Source organism: Pseudomonas sp. B23(2017), assembly GCF_002113725.1.
Lineage (GTDB): Bacteria > Pseudomonadota > Gammaproteobacteria > Pseudomonadales > Pseudomonadaceae > Aquipseudomonas > Aquipseudomonas putida_Z.
This window is the reverse complement of the sequence record NZ_NEJM01000030.1, coordinates 1-14,580: the sequence shown is the minus strand read 5'-3', so window position 1 is coordinate 14,580 and position 14,580 is coordinate 1. Positions and strand designations below refer to the sequence as shown.

The 14,580-nt window shown below is 66.1% G+C and carries 16 protein-coding genes and 1 riboswitch; of the genes, 1 reads left to right on the top strand and 15 read right to left on the bottom strand.

What is annotated here, in order from left to right:
• Positions 1-193: 193 nt before the first annotated feature.
• The 15 genes from CAG46_RS27220 to cobO form a co-directional block, all read right to left on the bottom strand.
• A complete protein-coding gene (locus CAG46_RS27220; RefSeq protein WP_085619533.1) occupies positions 194-745 on the bottom strand; it encodes a glutathione peroxidase in 552 nt (183 codons plus the stop codon).
• Between the two features lie 46 nt (positions 746-791).
• Positions 792-914 carry a hypothetical protein gene (locus CAG46_RS29225; protein ID WP_075044023.1) on the bottom strand — a complete coding sequence of 41 codons (123 nt, stop codon included), beginning with the start codon at positions 912-914 and terminating at the stop codon, positions 792-794.
• Complete coding sequence (locus CAG46_RS27215; RefSeq protein ID WP_085619531.1) at positions 911-2,113, bottom strand: MFS transporter; 1,203 nt, start codon at positions 2,111-2,113, stop codon at positions 911-913. Before CAG46_RS27215 ends, CAG46_RS29225 begins: the two co-directional genes overlap by 4 nt.
• Positions 2,114-2,176: 63 nt before the next feature.
• Positions 2,177-2,581: a MarR family winged helix-turn-helix transcriptional regulator gene (locus tag CAG46_RS27210; protein ID WP_085619528.1), complete on the bottom strand. Its 405-nt coding sequence runs from the start codon at positions 2,579-2,581 to the stop codon at positions 2,177-2,179.
• 213 nt (positions 2,582-2,794) lie between these two features.
• Entirely contained in the window at positions 2,795-3,913 is a 1,119-nt protein-coding gene (locus CAG46_RS27205) for a glycoside hydrolase family 5 protein (RefSeq protein WP_178080732.1), read from the bottom strand.
• 342 nt (positions 3,914-4,255) lie between these two features.
• Positions 4,256-4,978 carry an adenosylcobinamide-GDP ribazoletransferase gene (locus CAG46_RS27200; RefSeq protein WP_025338029.1) on the bottom strand — a complete coding sequence of 241 codons (723 nt, stop codon included), beginning with the start codon at positions 4,976-4,978 and terminating at the stop codon, positions 4,256-4,258.
• A 1-nt stretch (position 4,979) separates the two neighbouring features.
• Positions 4,980-5,546: a histidine phosphatase family protein gene (locus tag CAG46_RS27195; protein WP_025338028.1), complete on the bottom strand. Its 567-nt coding sequence runs from the start codon at positions 5,544-5,546 to the stop codon at positions 4,980-4,982.
• Positions 5,543-6,598 (bottom strand): nicotinate-nucleotide--dimethylbenzimidazole phosphoribosyltransferase, encoded by a 1,056-nt coding sequence (cobT, locus tag CAG46_RS27190; RefSeq protein ID WP_085619524.1) that lies wholly within the window; start codon positions 6,596-6,598, stop codon positions 5,543-5,545. The genes CAG46_RS27195 and cobT overlap by 4 nt, the downstream gene beginning before the upstream one ends.
• Positions 6,595-7,116, bottom strand: coding sequence for a bifunctional adenosylcobinamide kinase/adenosylcobinamide-phosphate guanylyltransferase (cobU, locus tag CAG46_RS27185; protein ID WP_013971381.1), 522 nt, complete (start codon positions 7,114-7,116; stop codon positions 6,595-6,597). The genes cobT and cobU overlap by 4 nt, the downstream gene beginning before the upstream one ends.
• Position 7,117: 1 nt before the next feature.
• Positions 7,118-8,572, bottom strand: coding sequence for a cobyric acid synthase (locus CAG46_RS27180; RefSeq protein ID WP_085619522.1), 1,455 nt, complete (start codon positions 8,570-8,572; stop codon positions 7,118-7,120).
• Positions 8,569-9,561: a threonine-phosphate decarboxylase CobD gene (gene cobD, locus CAG46_RS27175; RefSeq protein ID WP_085619520.1), complete on the bottom strand. Its 993-nt coding sequence runs from the start codon at positions 9,559-9,561 to the stop codon at positions 8,569-8,571. Before cobD ends, CAG46_RS27180 begins: the two co-directional genes overlap by 4 nt.
• Complete coding sequence (cbiB, locus tag CAG46_RS27170; RefSeq protein WP_015269245.1) at positions 9,554-10,462, bottom strand: adenosylcobinamide-phosphate synthase CbiB; 909 nt, start codon at positions 10,460-10,462, stop codon at positions 9,554-9,556. Before cbiB ends, cobD begins: the two co-directional genes overlap by 8 nt.
• The gene (gene bluB / locus CAG46_RS27165; RefSeq protein ID WP_085593449.1) at positions 10,459-11,109 is read right to left on the bottom strand and encodes a 5,6-dimethylbenzimidazole synthase; all 651 of its coding nucleotides are present in this window, start codon (positions 11,107-11,109) and stop codon (positions 10,459-10,461) included. The genes cbiB and bluB overlap by 4 nt, the downstream gene beginning before the upstream one ends.
• Positions 11,106-12,401: a cobyrinate a,c-diamide synthase gene (locus CAG46_RS27160; protein ID WP_085619518.1), complete on the bottom strand. Its 1,296-nt coding sequence runs from the start codon at positions 12,399-12,401 to the stop codon at positions 11,106-11,108. Before CAG46_RS27160 ends, bluB begins: the two co-directional genes overlap by 4 nt.
• Positions 12,398-13,009 (bottom strand): cob(I)yrinic acid a,c-diamide adenosyltransferase, encoded by a 612-nt coding sequence (gene cobO / locus CAG46_RS27155; RefSeq protein ID WP_013971375.1) that lies wholly within the window; start codon positions 13,007-13,009, stop codon positions 12,398-12,400. The genes CAG46_RS27160 and cobO overlap by 4 nt, the downstream gene beginning before the upstream one ends.
• Before the next feature lie 119 nt (positions 13,010-13,128).
• A riboswitch (cobalamin riboswitch) is annotated at positions 13,129-13,349 on the bottom strand.
• Between the two features lie 167 nt (positions 13,350-13,516).
• Here cobO and CAG46_RS27150 point away from each other — a divergent pair.
• The gene (locus CAG46_RS27150) at positions 13,517-14,095 is read left to right on the top strand and encodes a hypothetical protein (RefSeq protein WP_085619516.1); all 579 of its coding nucleotides are present in this window, start codon (positions 13,517-13,519) and stop codon (positions 14,093-14,095) included.
• Positions 14,096-14,580: the final 485 nt, after the last annotated feature.

The following is a 14,580-nucleotide window of genomic DNA, read 5'->3' as shown; positions in this document are numbered from 1 at the left end:
CAGGCCCCATCCATGGGGCCTCAGCGCTTGACGGGCATCCATGCCCGTCACCTCCCTCCGCAGTCCCTTCGCTCGGCCTCCTGAAGTCGCAATCGGCGGCGCCTGAACTATCGCGCGCTTAGAAGCAAAAGCCGAAGCAAGAGCAAGAGCAAGAGCAAGAGCAAGAGCAAGAGCAAGAGCAAGAGCAGCCAGGTTATGGCTGGGAGGCAATGGCCTTTTCGATGGCTGCCCGGAACGCTGGATCATCCGGCTTGGTCAGGCTGGAAAAGTTACCAATCACCTTGCCCTTGCGGTCTACCACGTACTTGTAGAAATTCCACTTCGGCGCACTGCTCTGGCTGGCCAGTTCCGCGAACAGCGGTATCGCATCCGCGCCCCGAACCGCCTGTGTCTTGGTCATGGTAAAGGTGACGCCATAGTTGGCATAACAAACCTTGGCAGTCTTTTCGCTATCGGCGTCCTCCTGCTTGAAGTCATTGGAAGGCACACCAAGCATTTCCAGGCCTTGCTCGTGATATTCCTTGTATGTCGCCTCAAGCCCCTCGAACTGCGGCGCGAAACCGCAGTAACTGGCCGTGTTGACCACCACCAGCGGCTTGCCTGCAAAGCGCTGGCACAGGTCCACCTGCCCCTTGCCCCGCAACTCTGGCAGGCTACCCTGCAACAACGCCGGGCAATCGGCAGCCCAGCTCGATGCGCCGGCAAGCAAGGCCAGCACCGGCACCATCAACCAATGTGCACGCATGACTCGTTTCTCCCGCAAGACAATCCCTGAACTTGCAGGGTAGCGCCTAACAAACACTCATGCCCAGCTGCATCAGCGCCATCCCACCCTTGTGCCAGCCCCACCACACCAGCGCCAGCAGCAACAGGGCGGCGACGGCCAGTAGCCCTCGAGCCAGGTAGCGGTTCATGCGGCCTGGGCCTGCAGGCGGGCGACCGGGCTTTCGCGCACGGGCCAGTTGAGGGCGGCAGCCAGCAGGCTGAGCAGGATGGAAATCTGCCAGACCAGGTCGTAGCTGCCAGTGCGGTCATACACCACCCCGCCCAACCAGCCGCCCAGAAAGGCGCCCAGCTGGTGGAACAGGAAAACGATACCGCCAAGCATGGACAGGTTGCGCACGCCGAACACAGTGGCCACCGTGCCGTTGGTCAACGGCACCGTGGACAACCACAGCAGGCCCATGGCGATGCCGAACAGGTAAGCGCTGACTTCAGTCACCGGCGCCCAGAGGAACAGCACGATCACTACCGCACGCAGCAGGTACAACCCGGTCAGCAGGCGCGGCTTGGACATGCGCCCGCCCAGCCAGCCCGCGGTGAAGGTACCGACAATATTGAACAGGCCTACCAGCGCCAGCACCGTTGTGCCGGTGGTCGCGGCCAGGTGCTGGTCGACCAGGTAGGCCGGCAGGTGCACGCCAATGAACACCACCTGGAAACCACAAACGAAAAAGCCCAGCGCCAGCAACCAGAAGCCAGAGTGCGAGCACGCCTCGCGCAAGGCCTGGCCCAGGGTCTGTTCGGCACCATGGGTGGGCAGCGGCCGGTCGCGCAGCAGGCCGACGAAGGGCACGATCAGCGCCACCATCAGGCCCAGTACCAGCAACGCTGCGGACCAGCCCAGCCACTGGATCAGGCCGAGGGTGCCCGGCAACATGGCGAACTGGCCGAAAGAACCGGCAGCGCTGGCAATGCCCATGGCCATGCTGCGCTTCTCCGCCGGCACGGCACGCCCGACCACGCCGAGGATGACCGAGAACGAGGTGCCGGACAGGCCGATGCCGATCAGCAAGCCGGCACTCAGCGACAACGACCAGGCCGAGTCGGCCATGCCCATCAGCACCAACCCGGCAGCGTAGAGAATACCGCCAATGATCACCACCCGCGCCGCGCCCATGCGGTCGGCCAGGGCGCCGGCGAACGGTTGCGCCAGCCCCCAGATCAGGTTCTGCAAGGCAATGGCGAAGGCGAACACCTCACGCCCCCAGCCGAAGTCCGCGCTCATCGGCGCCAGGAACAGGCCGAAGCCGTGCCGCACACCCAGGGATAGCGCCAGGATCAGCGCTGCCCCCACCAATACCCACCCGCTGGTTCGCCACACCGAAGTCATTGTCGTTATCTCCAGCACATCGCAAGGTTTTACGGGTATATACCCGCTTATAGTCGTATCAAATCAAGCCAGTTGGTTCAGCAAGCGCACCAGTTCATCCCGCTGCCCTGCCCCCAGCCGCTCCACCAGTTCAGCCTGAGCCTGTTCCCAGGCTGGATGGGCAGCGTGCAGCAGCTGGGTACCGGCCTCGGTCAGCACCACCACGCGGTTGCGCTGATCGTCACCATCGGCCAAGGCCACCAGCCCTTCAGCCTCCAGCACCCGCAGGTTGCGGCCCAGGGTACTGCGCTCCAGGCCCATGGCCTCTGCCAGGGTGGTGATACTGGGGCGATCGAGCCGCTGCAGATGACGCAACAGGGAAAACTGGGCGACATTGACCCCGAAGCCGGCAAGGGCCTCGTCGTAATGCCGGCTCACCCCACGGGCGGCACGACGCAGATGGGTGCAGATGCATTCACTGGTCAACATGGATACGTGTATATACCCGCGTCATGTGTGTTGCAAGAGATTTCACGATTACCGACGCCCCTCAGCCCTGATGCCTGTCAGATACCGTTAATGGGGCTGCTACGCAGCCCATCGCCGGCAAGCCAGCTCCCACAAGTACAGCGACAACCTCGAGAGCAACGCTGTACCTGTGGGAGCTGGCTTGCCGGCGATGGGCCGCAAAGCGGCCCCCAATTACTTAACCAGGTTCAAGCGCCGGCGAATCGGCTCGAACTCCACCGTAGCCTTGCGCGCCAGCGGGTCTGGAGCGCCCTGCTCGATTGCCTGCCAATAGCGCCACGGCACCTTGGCCGAGCCCAGTTCGTAGTCCATGCCGTCCCAGTTATCTTCACGGAAGCTGTAGAAGGCCCAGTGCAACCGGTGGCGATCCAGCACGCTTAGCACGTCTTCCAGGTATTGCCGGCAGCCCGGCAGCCTGCGCATACAGCCGAACTCGCCCACCACCAACCGAGAGCGGGGCACGTTCATGGCCGCGGCCCAGTCCAGCGGCTGGCGCAGGTATTGCGCCACACGCTGGCCATCCCACTGCTGCGTCTGCCCCGCGAACGGTGCCGGGCCGGGATAGGCGATGGGCTGCTTGCGCGTCATGTTCGGTGCACTGGTCACCAGATAGGGCTCGTACATGTGCACGCTGTACAGCACTCGCTGGTCTTCCAGAGGTGCCGGCCAGTAACCGAAGGCGTCAGCGGCGGCGAACCAGCCGGCATCGAGCATGACCGGCGTGTCCGCGTCCTCTTCGCGAATGGCCGCTATCAACTGCCGATACAGGGCCGGCAGATCACGCGCACTGCCCTGCTGCCGTGCATACCACTGCTGCATTTGCCCAGGGTCGGCATGCTCGGCCAGGCCACCTTGCTTCTCCGGGGCGGGCTCGTTGATCAGGTTGTAGGCGGCGATGGCCGGGTGACCTTTCAGCTCACGGGCCAGATCCCGCCAGAAGGCCGCAGCCTGCAACCAGTAGCGTTTGTCCTGCCAGAGGCGGTCGTCGAACTGGCCCTGGTTGTTCTGCGACCAGCGCATGCCGGGTAGCGAGAGCGGTGCGATGACCACCTTGAGGCCGGCCTTATGGGCGCGGTCGAGGGTGGCTCGCAGCGTGGCTAGGTCGGCCGCAGGCAGGCCTTGGTAGGCATCGGCATCGCCGAGGAGGAAGTCGCGTTCCGCCGGCTGCCATTTGTCGTAGGACAGCCGCACCCAGGTCGCGCCATAACCGCTCAAGGCGTCGAAGTAGGCTTGATCAGGCGGCAGCCGGTTGAAGCTGTTGCCACCGTGGCGGGGGTTGTTCCAGAAAGCCATGAGATCGGCTGCCATGACAGCAGGCCCCATGGCCAACAAAAACGCAGCGAGAATGACATGACGCATGGTGCCGACACTCCTCGACAATTTGCGGGAGGGGCAAGCATACGCCAGTGAAAAGATGCCGGTTCTTGCTGAGTTTTTCAGGAATTTACCGACACGTTAGGCTCAGAAACGCCCTACAGAAACATCCTGCTTGCGCGGTCACTTGTAGGAGCGGCCTTGTGTCGCGAAAGGGCTGCAAAGCAGCCCCGGCAATTTAGGGACTAACGCTGAAATCGTGGGGCTGCTTTGCAGCCCTTTCGCGACACAAGGCCGCTCCTACAGGGTCCAGAGCAAGGCTCAGAGGCCCAACGCCAACCCCAGCACCACGGCCAGTTCGAGCAACTCGAGCATTGCACCAGCGGTATCGCCGGTAGTCCCGCCCAGGCGCCGGCACATCAGTTGTCGCAACCAGGCAAACACCGCCAACGCCAGTACCACGACCCACCCGCCCAGGACCAGGCAAAAAAGCACACAGCCCAGCAGCACCCAGCCGGCCGCATGCCGGGGCAGGTGCTCGGCCAGCGCTTGCCCCAAACCACCCTGCCGTACATAAGGCGTACTCAGGAACAATCCGAGCATCGCCGCCCGCCCGATCAACGGTGCCAGTAGCAACTGCACGCCAATGCCCTGCTCGACCAGCACCCACAACGCGCAGAACTTCAACAACAGCACCAGCACCAGAGTGACCACGGCAATCGGCCCGCTACGCGGGTCTTTCATGATCAGCAGGGTGCGTTCGCGGTCACCGAAACCACCCAGCCAAGCGTCGGCGCTGTCCGCCAGGCCATCCAGATGCAAGGCGCCACTGAGCAACACCCACAACGTCAGCAGCAGGGCCGCGTGCAGCGGTGTCGGCGTGCCCTCCAGCAGGTGGCTGGCCAGCCACAGCAACAGGCCGAACAGCAACCCGACCAACGGGTAACAGAGCAGCGAGCGCCCCACCTCGCGCGGCGCCGGCATGCCCGGCAGACTCACCGGCAGGCTGCTGAGAAACTGCAAGGCAATCCACAACGGCAACATTTCAGCGCCCCTCGACCAACTGGCCGTCGTCACCCGGCACCAATCGCATCAGCGCAGCGTGGCCGACTTCGACCTGCAGCAACTGCGCCCTCGGCAAACCACGGGCACGGGCCAGCAGCAGCCGCATCACGCCGCCATGGGTGACCAGCAGCACACGCTTGCCAGCATGCTGATGGCTCAGGCGCTCGACAGCCGCCAGCACACGCTCGGCGAACGCCTCGACCGGCTCGCCATTGGGCGGTGTAAACGCGTAAGGGTCCGCCCAGAAGCGCCCCAGCGCGTCCGCCTGGTCTTCCATGATCTGCGCCGCACTACGGCCTTCCCAGTCGCCAAAATGCAGTTCCTGCAACGCCGCTTCGCGCTGTACCGGCAGGTTCAGCCGCTCGCCCAGTTCCTCGGCAAAACGCGCGCAGCGCTGCAGCGGCGAACTGACCAGCACCTCCCACGGGCCGGCTTCGGCCACGGCGCCACGCATCTGCGCCCAGCCCTTGTCGGTCAAGGCATCATCAAGGCTGCCACGCAGGCCGCCCTGTTCCGTTTCGCCATGGCGCAGCAGGTCGAGGATCATGCCGGGCGGTCCGCCACCGCAGCCTCGGCGAAGGTAGCCATCTGCCCGTGCAACGCACAGGCCAGGCGCAACAGCGGTACGGCCAGGGCAGCCCCACTGCCCTCGCCCAGGCGCAGGCCCAGGGCCAGCAACGGCTCAGCCTGCAACGCGTCGAGCAAGGCTTTGTGCCCAGGCTCTGCGCCTTGGTGGGCGAACAGCAACCAGGCCCGGCACTGCGGGTTGAGGCGCACCGCCAGCAGCGCGGCGACGCTGCAGATGAAGCCGTCCACCAGCACCGCGATACCCGCCTGCGCGCAGCCAATGTAGGCACCGGCCAGGGCCGCGATCTCGAAACCACCGACACAGCCCAGTGCCTGCAATGGATCGTTGGCGCTCAGTCCATGCAGGCTCAGCGCCCGTTCGATGACCTCGGCCTTGTGCCGCACCCCGGCGTGGTCCAGGCCGGTACCCGGGCCACTCAACTCAGCCGGCGGGCAGCCCAGCAAGACGCTGGCCAGGGCAGCGGCAGCCGTGGTGTTGCCAATACCCATCTCGCCACCGATGAACAGCTGCGCGCCCTGTTCGGCGGCGCGCAGGGCACTATCGCGGCCAGCCTGCAGGGCGGCCTGCAGCTGGCCCTCGGTCATCGCTGGCTGGCGGGCGAAGTTGGCGGTACCGGCGCCCAGGCGCAGATGGCGCACGCCAGGCAGTTCCAGGTGCGGGTCGATTGTGCCCAGGTCGACCACTTCCAGACTCGCCTGCAGCTGGCGCGCCAGCACGCTGATTGCCGCGCCACCACCGACGAAGTTGCGCAGCATCTGCCCGGTCACCGCTTGCGGGTAGGCCGAGATGCCTTCCTCGACCACGCCGTGGTCACCGGCAAAAATGCTGATTGCGGCGTGATCCAAGGTCGGCCGTTCACACCCCTGCAGGCCGGCCAGCTGAATGGCCAAACCTTCCAGTTGGCCGAGCGAACCGGCAGGTTTGGTCAGCTGCTGCTGACGGGCGCGGGCCTGGTCCATGGCGGCGTTGTCGAGGGGTTGGCAGGCGTCACGCCACCAGGCTTGGGTCATAGTGCAGGTCCTTTGAGCATTAGGGGCAGGCCGGCCACGGTCAGCACCACGCGCTGACAGCGTTCGGCCACGGCCTGGTGCAGCCAGCCGGCCAGGTCGACATAGCGTCGGGTCAGCTCGCCCATGGGCACGACGCCCAGGCCGGTTTCGTTACTGACCAGGATGACCGTGCCCGGCAACTGTTCCAGGCAGGCCAGCAGCGCATCACGCTCCTCGGCCAGGCGCTGGTCGTCTTCGAGCATCAGCAGGTTGGTCAACCACAGGGTCAGGCAATCCACCAGCAGGCAGCGCCCTTCGGCCGCTTCGGCGCGCAGTACCGCGGCCAGGGCCAGGGGTTCTTCGATCAACCCCCAGTCATCGGGGCGACGCTGGCGGTGCAGCAGCACGCGTTCGTTCATTTCACCATCCAGCGGCTGGCTGGTGGCGATATAGGTCACCGGCAGACCACTGGCGCTGGCCAGCTGTTCGGCCAGGCGGCTCTTGCCCGAACGGGCGCCGCCGAGGATCAGGTTGAGCATGTCAGGCCACCCCACAGAGCTCGCGCAGGCGCGCGGTATCCAGGTGCTTTTCCACCAGGTCGGCCAGGCGCTCGATATCGCGTTCGCGCAGGGACTGGTAATCGACGGCCTGCACATCATCCAGCCCAGCCCAGCGCAGCAGCGCCGCGCACGACTGGCTGCCTTCGAACAGGCCGTGCAGGTAGGTGGCAAGTATCTGGCCATCAGCGCTGACAGCACCATCGCAACGGCCATCGGCAAGTTGCACGGCTGGCTGCTCCAGGGCAGGCCCCGTGGTGACGCCGGCATGAATTTCATAACCGGCAACCGGGACTGCCTCCATGTTCAGCGTGCCGGCAACGTTGCGCAGTTGCTTCTCGGCTTCGAGCACCGTGGCGTAATCGAGCAGGCCAAGCCCCGGGCTGGAGCCGGCGGCCCCTTCGAGACCCAGCGGGTCATGCACTTCGCGGCCCAGCATCTGCAGGCCACCGCAGATCCCGATCAGCTTGCCGCCATAGCGCAGGTGCCGGTCGATGGCCTTGTCCCAACCGCGCTCACGTAGTTGCGCCAGGTCGCCGCGCACACTCTTGGAACCCGGCAGGATGATCAGGTCGGCGGCCGGGATCGGCTGGCCCGGGCCGATGAACTGCAGGTCCACCTGGGGGTGCAGTCGCAGTGGGTCAAAGTCTGTGTGGTTGCTGATACGCGGCAGCACCGGGACGATCACCTTGAGCACGCGCTCGGTCTTCGTCCCCTGGCGCATATCGATGCCGTCTTCGGCTTCCAGATGCAGATCGGTGACATACGGCAGCACGCCCAGTACCGGCTTGCCAGTGCGTTGCTCCAGCCAGTCCAGCCCCGGCTGCAGCAAGGCGATGTCGCCGCGGAAGCGGTTGATGACAAAGCCCTTTACCCGCGCCTGCTCACTGGGCGACAGCAGTTCCAGGGTGCCGACCAGATGGGCGAACACACCACCACGATTGATGTCGGCAACCAGGATCACCGGGCAGTCCACCGCTTCGGCAAAGCCCATGTTGGCAATGTCACCGGCACGCAGGTTGATCTCCGCCGGCGAGCCCGCGCCTTCGACCATGACCACCGGCCAGGCGGCGCTCAGGCGCTGGTGCGAGGCCAGCACCGCCTGCATGGCGATGGCCTTGTAGTCGTGGTAGGCCACCGCGTTCATGCTGGTGACGGCACGGCCATGGATGATCACCTGGGCGCCGGTGTCGCTGTTGGGCTTGAGCAGCACCGGGTTCATGTCGGTGTGCGGTTGCAGCCGGCAGGCCTGGGCCTGCACTGCCTGGGCCCGGCCGATTTCACCGCCGTCGGCGGTCACCGCGCTGTTCAGCGCCATGTTCTGCGGCTTGAACGGCACCACGCCGACGCCCTGGCGCAACAGCCAGCGGCACAGTGCGGTCACCAGCGTGCTCTTGCCGGCGTCGGAGGTGGTGCCTTGCACCATGAGGGTGGTCATGCCGTTTCCTTCTGATAGGCCGCCAGGGCCTGGGCCAGGCGCTGTTCGTCCGCCGCATGGGCAGGCAGCCCAAGGCGTACCGCCGACGGCTGCTCGAACAGCCGCACCAGGATGCCGCGGCGGGCAAGAAAGTCATGCAGTTGCGCAGCGTGCTCGCTGCGTACGTACTGGAACAGGTCGCAACCACCGCTGGGTGCCAGGCCGGCGCCGCGCAACAGCATAGCCAGCCGCTGGCTGGCGGCAGCGCAGCGTTCGACCTGCACACGCTGGGCGGCGTGGTCGGCCAGGCTGGCCTGGGCCAACACCCGGGTCGGGCCATTGACGGTCCACGGCCCAAGCAACTCGGCCAGGCGCAGCAGCAGGCTGCGTTCGGCAGCAACGAACCCCAGGCGCACGCCGGCCAGGCCGAAGAACTTGCCGAACGAGCGCAGCACGATCAGCCCCGAGCGCTCGGCACAATCGACCACGCTTTGCGCCGGGGTGTTGTCCATGAACGCTTCATCGACCAGCAGCCAACCACCGCGGGCGGCCAGGCGCGCATGCCAATCCAGCAGGCGTTCACGCGACACCCGGCGGCCGGTGGGGTTGTTGGGGTTGACCAGCACCAGTACGTCGAGGCTGTCGAGCGTCGCCTCGACCTGCGCTTCGTCCAGCTCAAGCAACTGGTGCCCCGCCCGTTGCCAGGCGTATGGGTGCTCGGCATAGCAAGGCGTCAACACCCCTACCCGGCCGGCTGCGCGCAACAGCGGCAAAGCCTGGATCGCGGCCTGGGAACCGGCCACCGCCAGCAATTGGCGGGCGCCGTAATACGCACGCGCGGCGTCCTCCAGGCCGTCCTCGGTCTCCGGCAGGCGCGCCCAGGCCTCCACGGGAATCGGTGGAATCGGGAAAGGCCATGGCGCAATGCCGCTGGACAAGTCGAGCCACTGCTCGCGAGCAATGCCGTATTGCCGTACCGCCCGCAGCAGGCGGCCTCCGTGTTCAAGCATTGATATAGGCCCCCAGGCAGATCACCAGCAGCCACAGCCATACGCCGCGCTGCACCAGGCCCCAGCCGCGCTCGATGGCGTCGGCGTCGGCCATTGGCCCGTCACCCAGGCGTGGCCGCTCATGCAGCTCGCCGTGGTACACCGCCGGGCCACCGAGCTCCACCCCTAACGCACCAGCACCGGCGGCCATCACCGGCCCGGCATTGGGGCTGTCCCACAGCGGGCCCTGCTTGCGCCAGCAGGCCAGGGCCAGGCGGGTCTTGCCCAGCAGCGCGTAGGTCAACGCCACCAGCCTGGCGGGAATATAGTTGAGCACATCGTCGACGCGCGCCGCGCACCAGCCGAAGCGTTCGAAGCGCTCGTTGCGGTAGCCCCACATGGCGTCCAGGGTGTTGCTCAGGCGGTACAGCACCACGCCCGGCGCGCCGGCGACCACGAACCAGAACAGCGCGGCGAATACCGCATCGCTGCCATTCTCCAGTACCGATTCGGTGGCCGCCCGGGCAACCGCAGGTTCGTCCAGTTCACGGGTTTCGCGGCTGACCAGGTAGCCCACACGGCGCCGCGCTTCTTGCAGGTCACCCTGGCGCAAGGCACTGGCCACCGGCAACACGTGTTCGCCCAGGCTGCGCAGCCCGACGGCGCAGTACAGTGCCAGCACGTCGACCAGCCAGCCGATGTACGGCAGCCAGGAGAGGATCAATGCCACCAGGGTAAGCGGCACGACGGCCAGGAACCATGCGCTCACCCCGTGGCTGCGCCAGCCGCGCCCACCAGCATTCAGGCGGCGCTCGAGGTTACTGGCCATGTTGCCGAAGGCTACCAGCGGATGGCGCCGCTGCGGTTCGCCCAGCAAGGCATCCAGGGCCACCCCGGCCACGGTCAGCAAGGCCACGCTCATTGGCGCTCTCCCCATTGGTTCTCAAAGAGCATTTCACTCAAGGGCCGTTCCTCGGCCCAGTTTTCCAGCACCAGCATCGGTGCCGGGTAGAACTCGGTCACCGGCCCCAGGCACAGCACCGCGACCGGCTTGGCCCCGGCCGGCATGCCCAGCAGCGCCGCCAGCGCCTGCGGGTCGAACAGCGACACCCAGCCCATGCCCAGGCCTTCGCCACGGGCTGCCAGCCACAGGTTCTGGATGGCGCAGGCCAGCGAGGCCAGGTCCATTTCCGGCAGGGTACGACGGCCGAAGATATGCGGCTCGCGGTTGTCCATCAGGGCGGCCACCAGCAACTCGGCGCAGTCATTGATGCCCTCCACCTTCAGTTTCATGAAGGCGTCGGAGCGTTCGCCCAACGCTTCGGCGGTGCGCACCCGCTCTGCTTCCACCAAGGCCTGGATGCGCGCACGCAGGTCGCGCTGGGTGATGCGGATGAAACGCCAGGGCTGCATCAGCCCGACGCTGGGCGCCTGGTGCGCGGCAGCCAACAGGCGGCCCAGCAGTTCCGGGGCTACCTCGCCACCGGCGAAATGGCGCATGTCACGGCGCTCGCCGATAGCCCGGTAGATCGCGGCGCGCTCGGCGTCGCTGTAGGCGTGTTCGCTCATGGTCGCAACAGCGCCGCCGCCGCATCCGGGTTGGAGGGGAAGTAGAAGTGCACGTAGGAAGCCGTCAGCCGACCCAGGCGGTACACCGCTTCGTTGCCACGCCCGCCATTGGGGCTCAGGCCACGTGCGATCGGCTCCAGTGCGGTACTGGTCAGCGAATGGTGATAGGTGTGACCGCGCAGGGTGCCTTCCGGCAGTTCCACCGCCTGCAAGGCCAAGGCAGCCAGGCGCTTCTGCATTGTCGCTTCGCCCGGCAGCAGGCCGAGCAGCTCGGCACGCTCGCCGGCCACGTCGGTCAGGGCATCGAGCAGATACAGCATGCCACCGCACTCGGCCAGCAACGGTTTGCCCTGGGCGTGATGGGCACGGATCGCCTCGTTCATCGGCGCATTGCCGGCCAGGGCGTGGTGGTGCAGTTCGGGATAACCGCCCGGCAGGTACAGGCTGTCCACTGCCGGCAGTTCGCGGTCATGCAGCGGCGAGAAGAATTCCAGCTGTGCGCCCAGGTTGCGCAGCAGGTCGAGGTTGGCGCCATAGGTGAAGGCGAAGGCCTCGTCCCGCGCCACGCCAATGCGTACACCGGCCAACGAGGCAGCACTGGTTTGCGGCTCGGGTTCGGCAAAGGTCACTGGCGGCGGCAAGGCAGCATCGCAACTGGCGCCAAGCGCCTCGGCAGCGGCATCCAGGCGCGCGTCCAGGTCGTTCAGCTCGCGGGCCTGGACCAGCCCCAGGTGGCGGCTGGGCAGCTCTATACCGCGCTCGCGGGACAAGCCGCCATACCAGCGCAGGCCCTCGGTCAGGCTACCTTCCAGCAGTTGCGCGTGGCGCAGGCTGCCGACCCGGTTGGCCAACACACCGGCAAACGGCAGGTCCGCATGGTAGCGTGCCAGGCCCAGGGCCAGGGCGCCGAAGGTCTGGGCCATGGCCGTGCCGTCGATCACCGCCAGCACCGGCACGCCGAAGTGGCGCGCCAGGTCGGCGCTGGACGGCGTGCCGTCGAACAGCCCCATCACCCCTTCGATCAGGATCAGGTCGGCCTCGCCGGCGGCTTCCCACAGCAGGCGGCGGCTTTCCTCGGCGCCGATCATCCACAGGTCGAGCTGGTACACCGGCGCGCCGCTGGCCCGCTCGAGGATCATCGGGTCGAGAAAGTCGGGCCCGCACTTGAACACCCGCACCTTGCGCCCGAGGTTGCGGTGCAGGCGGGCCAGGGCGGCGGTGACGGTGGTCTTGCCCTGGCCAGAGGCCGGTGCCGCGATCAGCACGGCGGGGCAATGGCGCGGCTGGCTCACAGTTCCACGCCCTTCTGTGCACGGATGCCGGCCTGGAAGGCGTGCTTGAGCATGCCCATCTCGGTCACGGTGTCGGCCAGTTCGATCATCTCGGGTTTCGCGGCACGGCCAGTGACGATCACATGCTGCATCGGTGGGCGGGCCTGGATGTCGGACAGAACCTGGTCAAGGTCGAGGTAGCCGTGCTTGAGGGCGATGTTCAGTTCATCGAGCACTACGAACTGCACGCTCGGGTCTTGCAGCAACTGGCGCGACACGGCCCAGGCCGCTTCGGCGGCGGCAATGTCGCGCTGGCGGTCCTGGGTTTCCCAGGTAAAGCCCTCGCCCATCACGTGGTAGCGCACCTGCTCGGGGAAGCGGCGGAAGAACAGCTCTTCGCCGGTGCTGTTGCGGCCCTTGATGAACTGCACCACACCGCACTGCATGCCATGGCCCAGGGCGCGCGCGAGCATACCGAAGGCCGAGCTGCTCTTGCCTTTGCCATTGCCGGTCAGCACCAGCAGCAGGCCGCATTCGTTGGGGGAATTGGCGATGCGTTCGTCGATGATCGCCTTCTTGCGCTGCATGCGCGCCAGGTGGCGTTCGTCGCGTTCGGTGGATTCGCTCATCAGGGTTCTCCGCTGGCTGGCGCCACGGCAACGCGCGGCGACAGGTAAAAGGCGGGCAGACGGAGAACGCGCAGGGGCCGTGGCCGTACGCCACGGTGCACCGCGCATCACCCTCCGTGATGCCGTTGGCAGTATCAGGCCGGTCTCCGGGCTTGTGAGCGGGCCTTGGCCCAGGCCTGCGCGCCTTCCCGGGTGCTGGCACCCAGTGGCCCTGCGCGGCCGCGACTCACCTACCGTTGCGGGGGCAGCGCCGGAATCGCGCCATGCTGGCACCCACCGGCTTCCCAGTTTCACCCTGCCCAGTCGGGGCTGGCAGGGCACCTGAAACACGCGCGAAGGTTAGAGGGTTGCACCGGGAGCGTCAATCGAAGCGGGCCGCTTTGCAATCGAACAGGCACCGCCCGGGTAATGGCCAATTCACCTGGTTGTGCCACACTGAATACAGTGATATCACATAGCCATCACTTTCAGCTGAACGCGATCACAACGATAACAGGAGAGCGCAGCATGCGAGGCCAGATCATCAACAACCCGCGCCTGGAGTTTCTCGCCCCGGTGCTGGAGCGCTGGGGCGATTGTATCGACCGCTTCAACCAGTTTGCCGGCGATGCCGAAGCACCTTACTGGCATGGCGCCGCGGCCAATACCGGGCTGCTTGCCGCAGCGGCCTGGCAGGCCGAACTGGCGGCGCTGCAGCAGTTTGCCGGCAAGAAGCAGCGCGACGAAGGCGAACACGAAGGGCGCTGCGACCTGTCGATCAGCAGTGCCGATGAAGCGCTGTACCTCAGTGTCAGCCAGCGCTGGCCAAAAGTTGCCCGGCTGGACATGGCCGACGCCCTGCAGCAAACCGCTGCCCTGGCGCGCCAGGTGGCCTACCCCAGCCAGTTGAAAGCCGGTGCGCTGTTCATCAGCCCGTGGAAGGCTGGCCAGCATGCCAGCCCCGAGGAACTGCAGGACCTGGTCGACGATCTGCAGAAACATACCGCCTGTGCCATCGCCTGGTACTTCCCGTATGCCTATCGCAAATTGCACAACGAGCTGGGGCAGTATTTCCCGGGGGTGGCGTTGTTGCTCAAGCAGGCTTGAAGCAACTTCGGCTCGGGCCGGGGCCGGAACGCGTTAGCAAGCGCGACGTGGTTTCTGTGGGAGCGGGCGTGCCCGCGAAGAATCCAACGCGGTGGCTGGCACCGGCTGCGCCGGTGTTCGCGGGCGCGCCCGCTCCCACAGCGCCCCATTTAAGTCTCCTGTCGTAGTGAAGCGAGCCACCGCAGGTGCCCCACGCACAGCCATCATGAGGAGCCAATCCCGATTACTGGTACACGGCTGCGGTTTCTGACGATTTATGCTCTCGCACTTGTACTTGCACTCGCTCTTGCTTTTGCTCTTGCTCTTGCTCTTGCTCTTGCTCTTGCTCTTGCTCTTGCTCTTGCTCTTGCTCTTGCTCTTGCTCTTGCTCTTGCTTTTGATCTTGATCTTGCTCTTGATCTTGATCTTCGCGACTTCAGGAGGCCGAGCAGAGGTCTTGCGGAGGGAGGTGACGGGCATGGATGCCCGTCAAGCGCTGAGGCCCC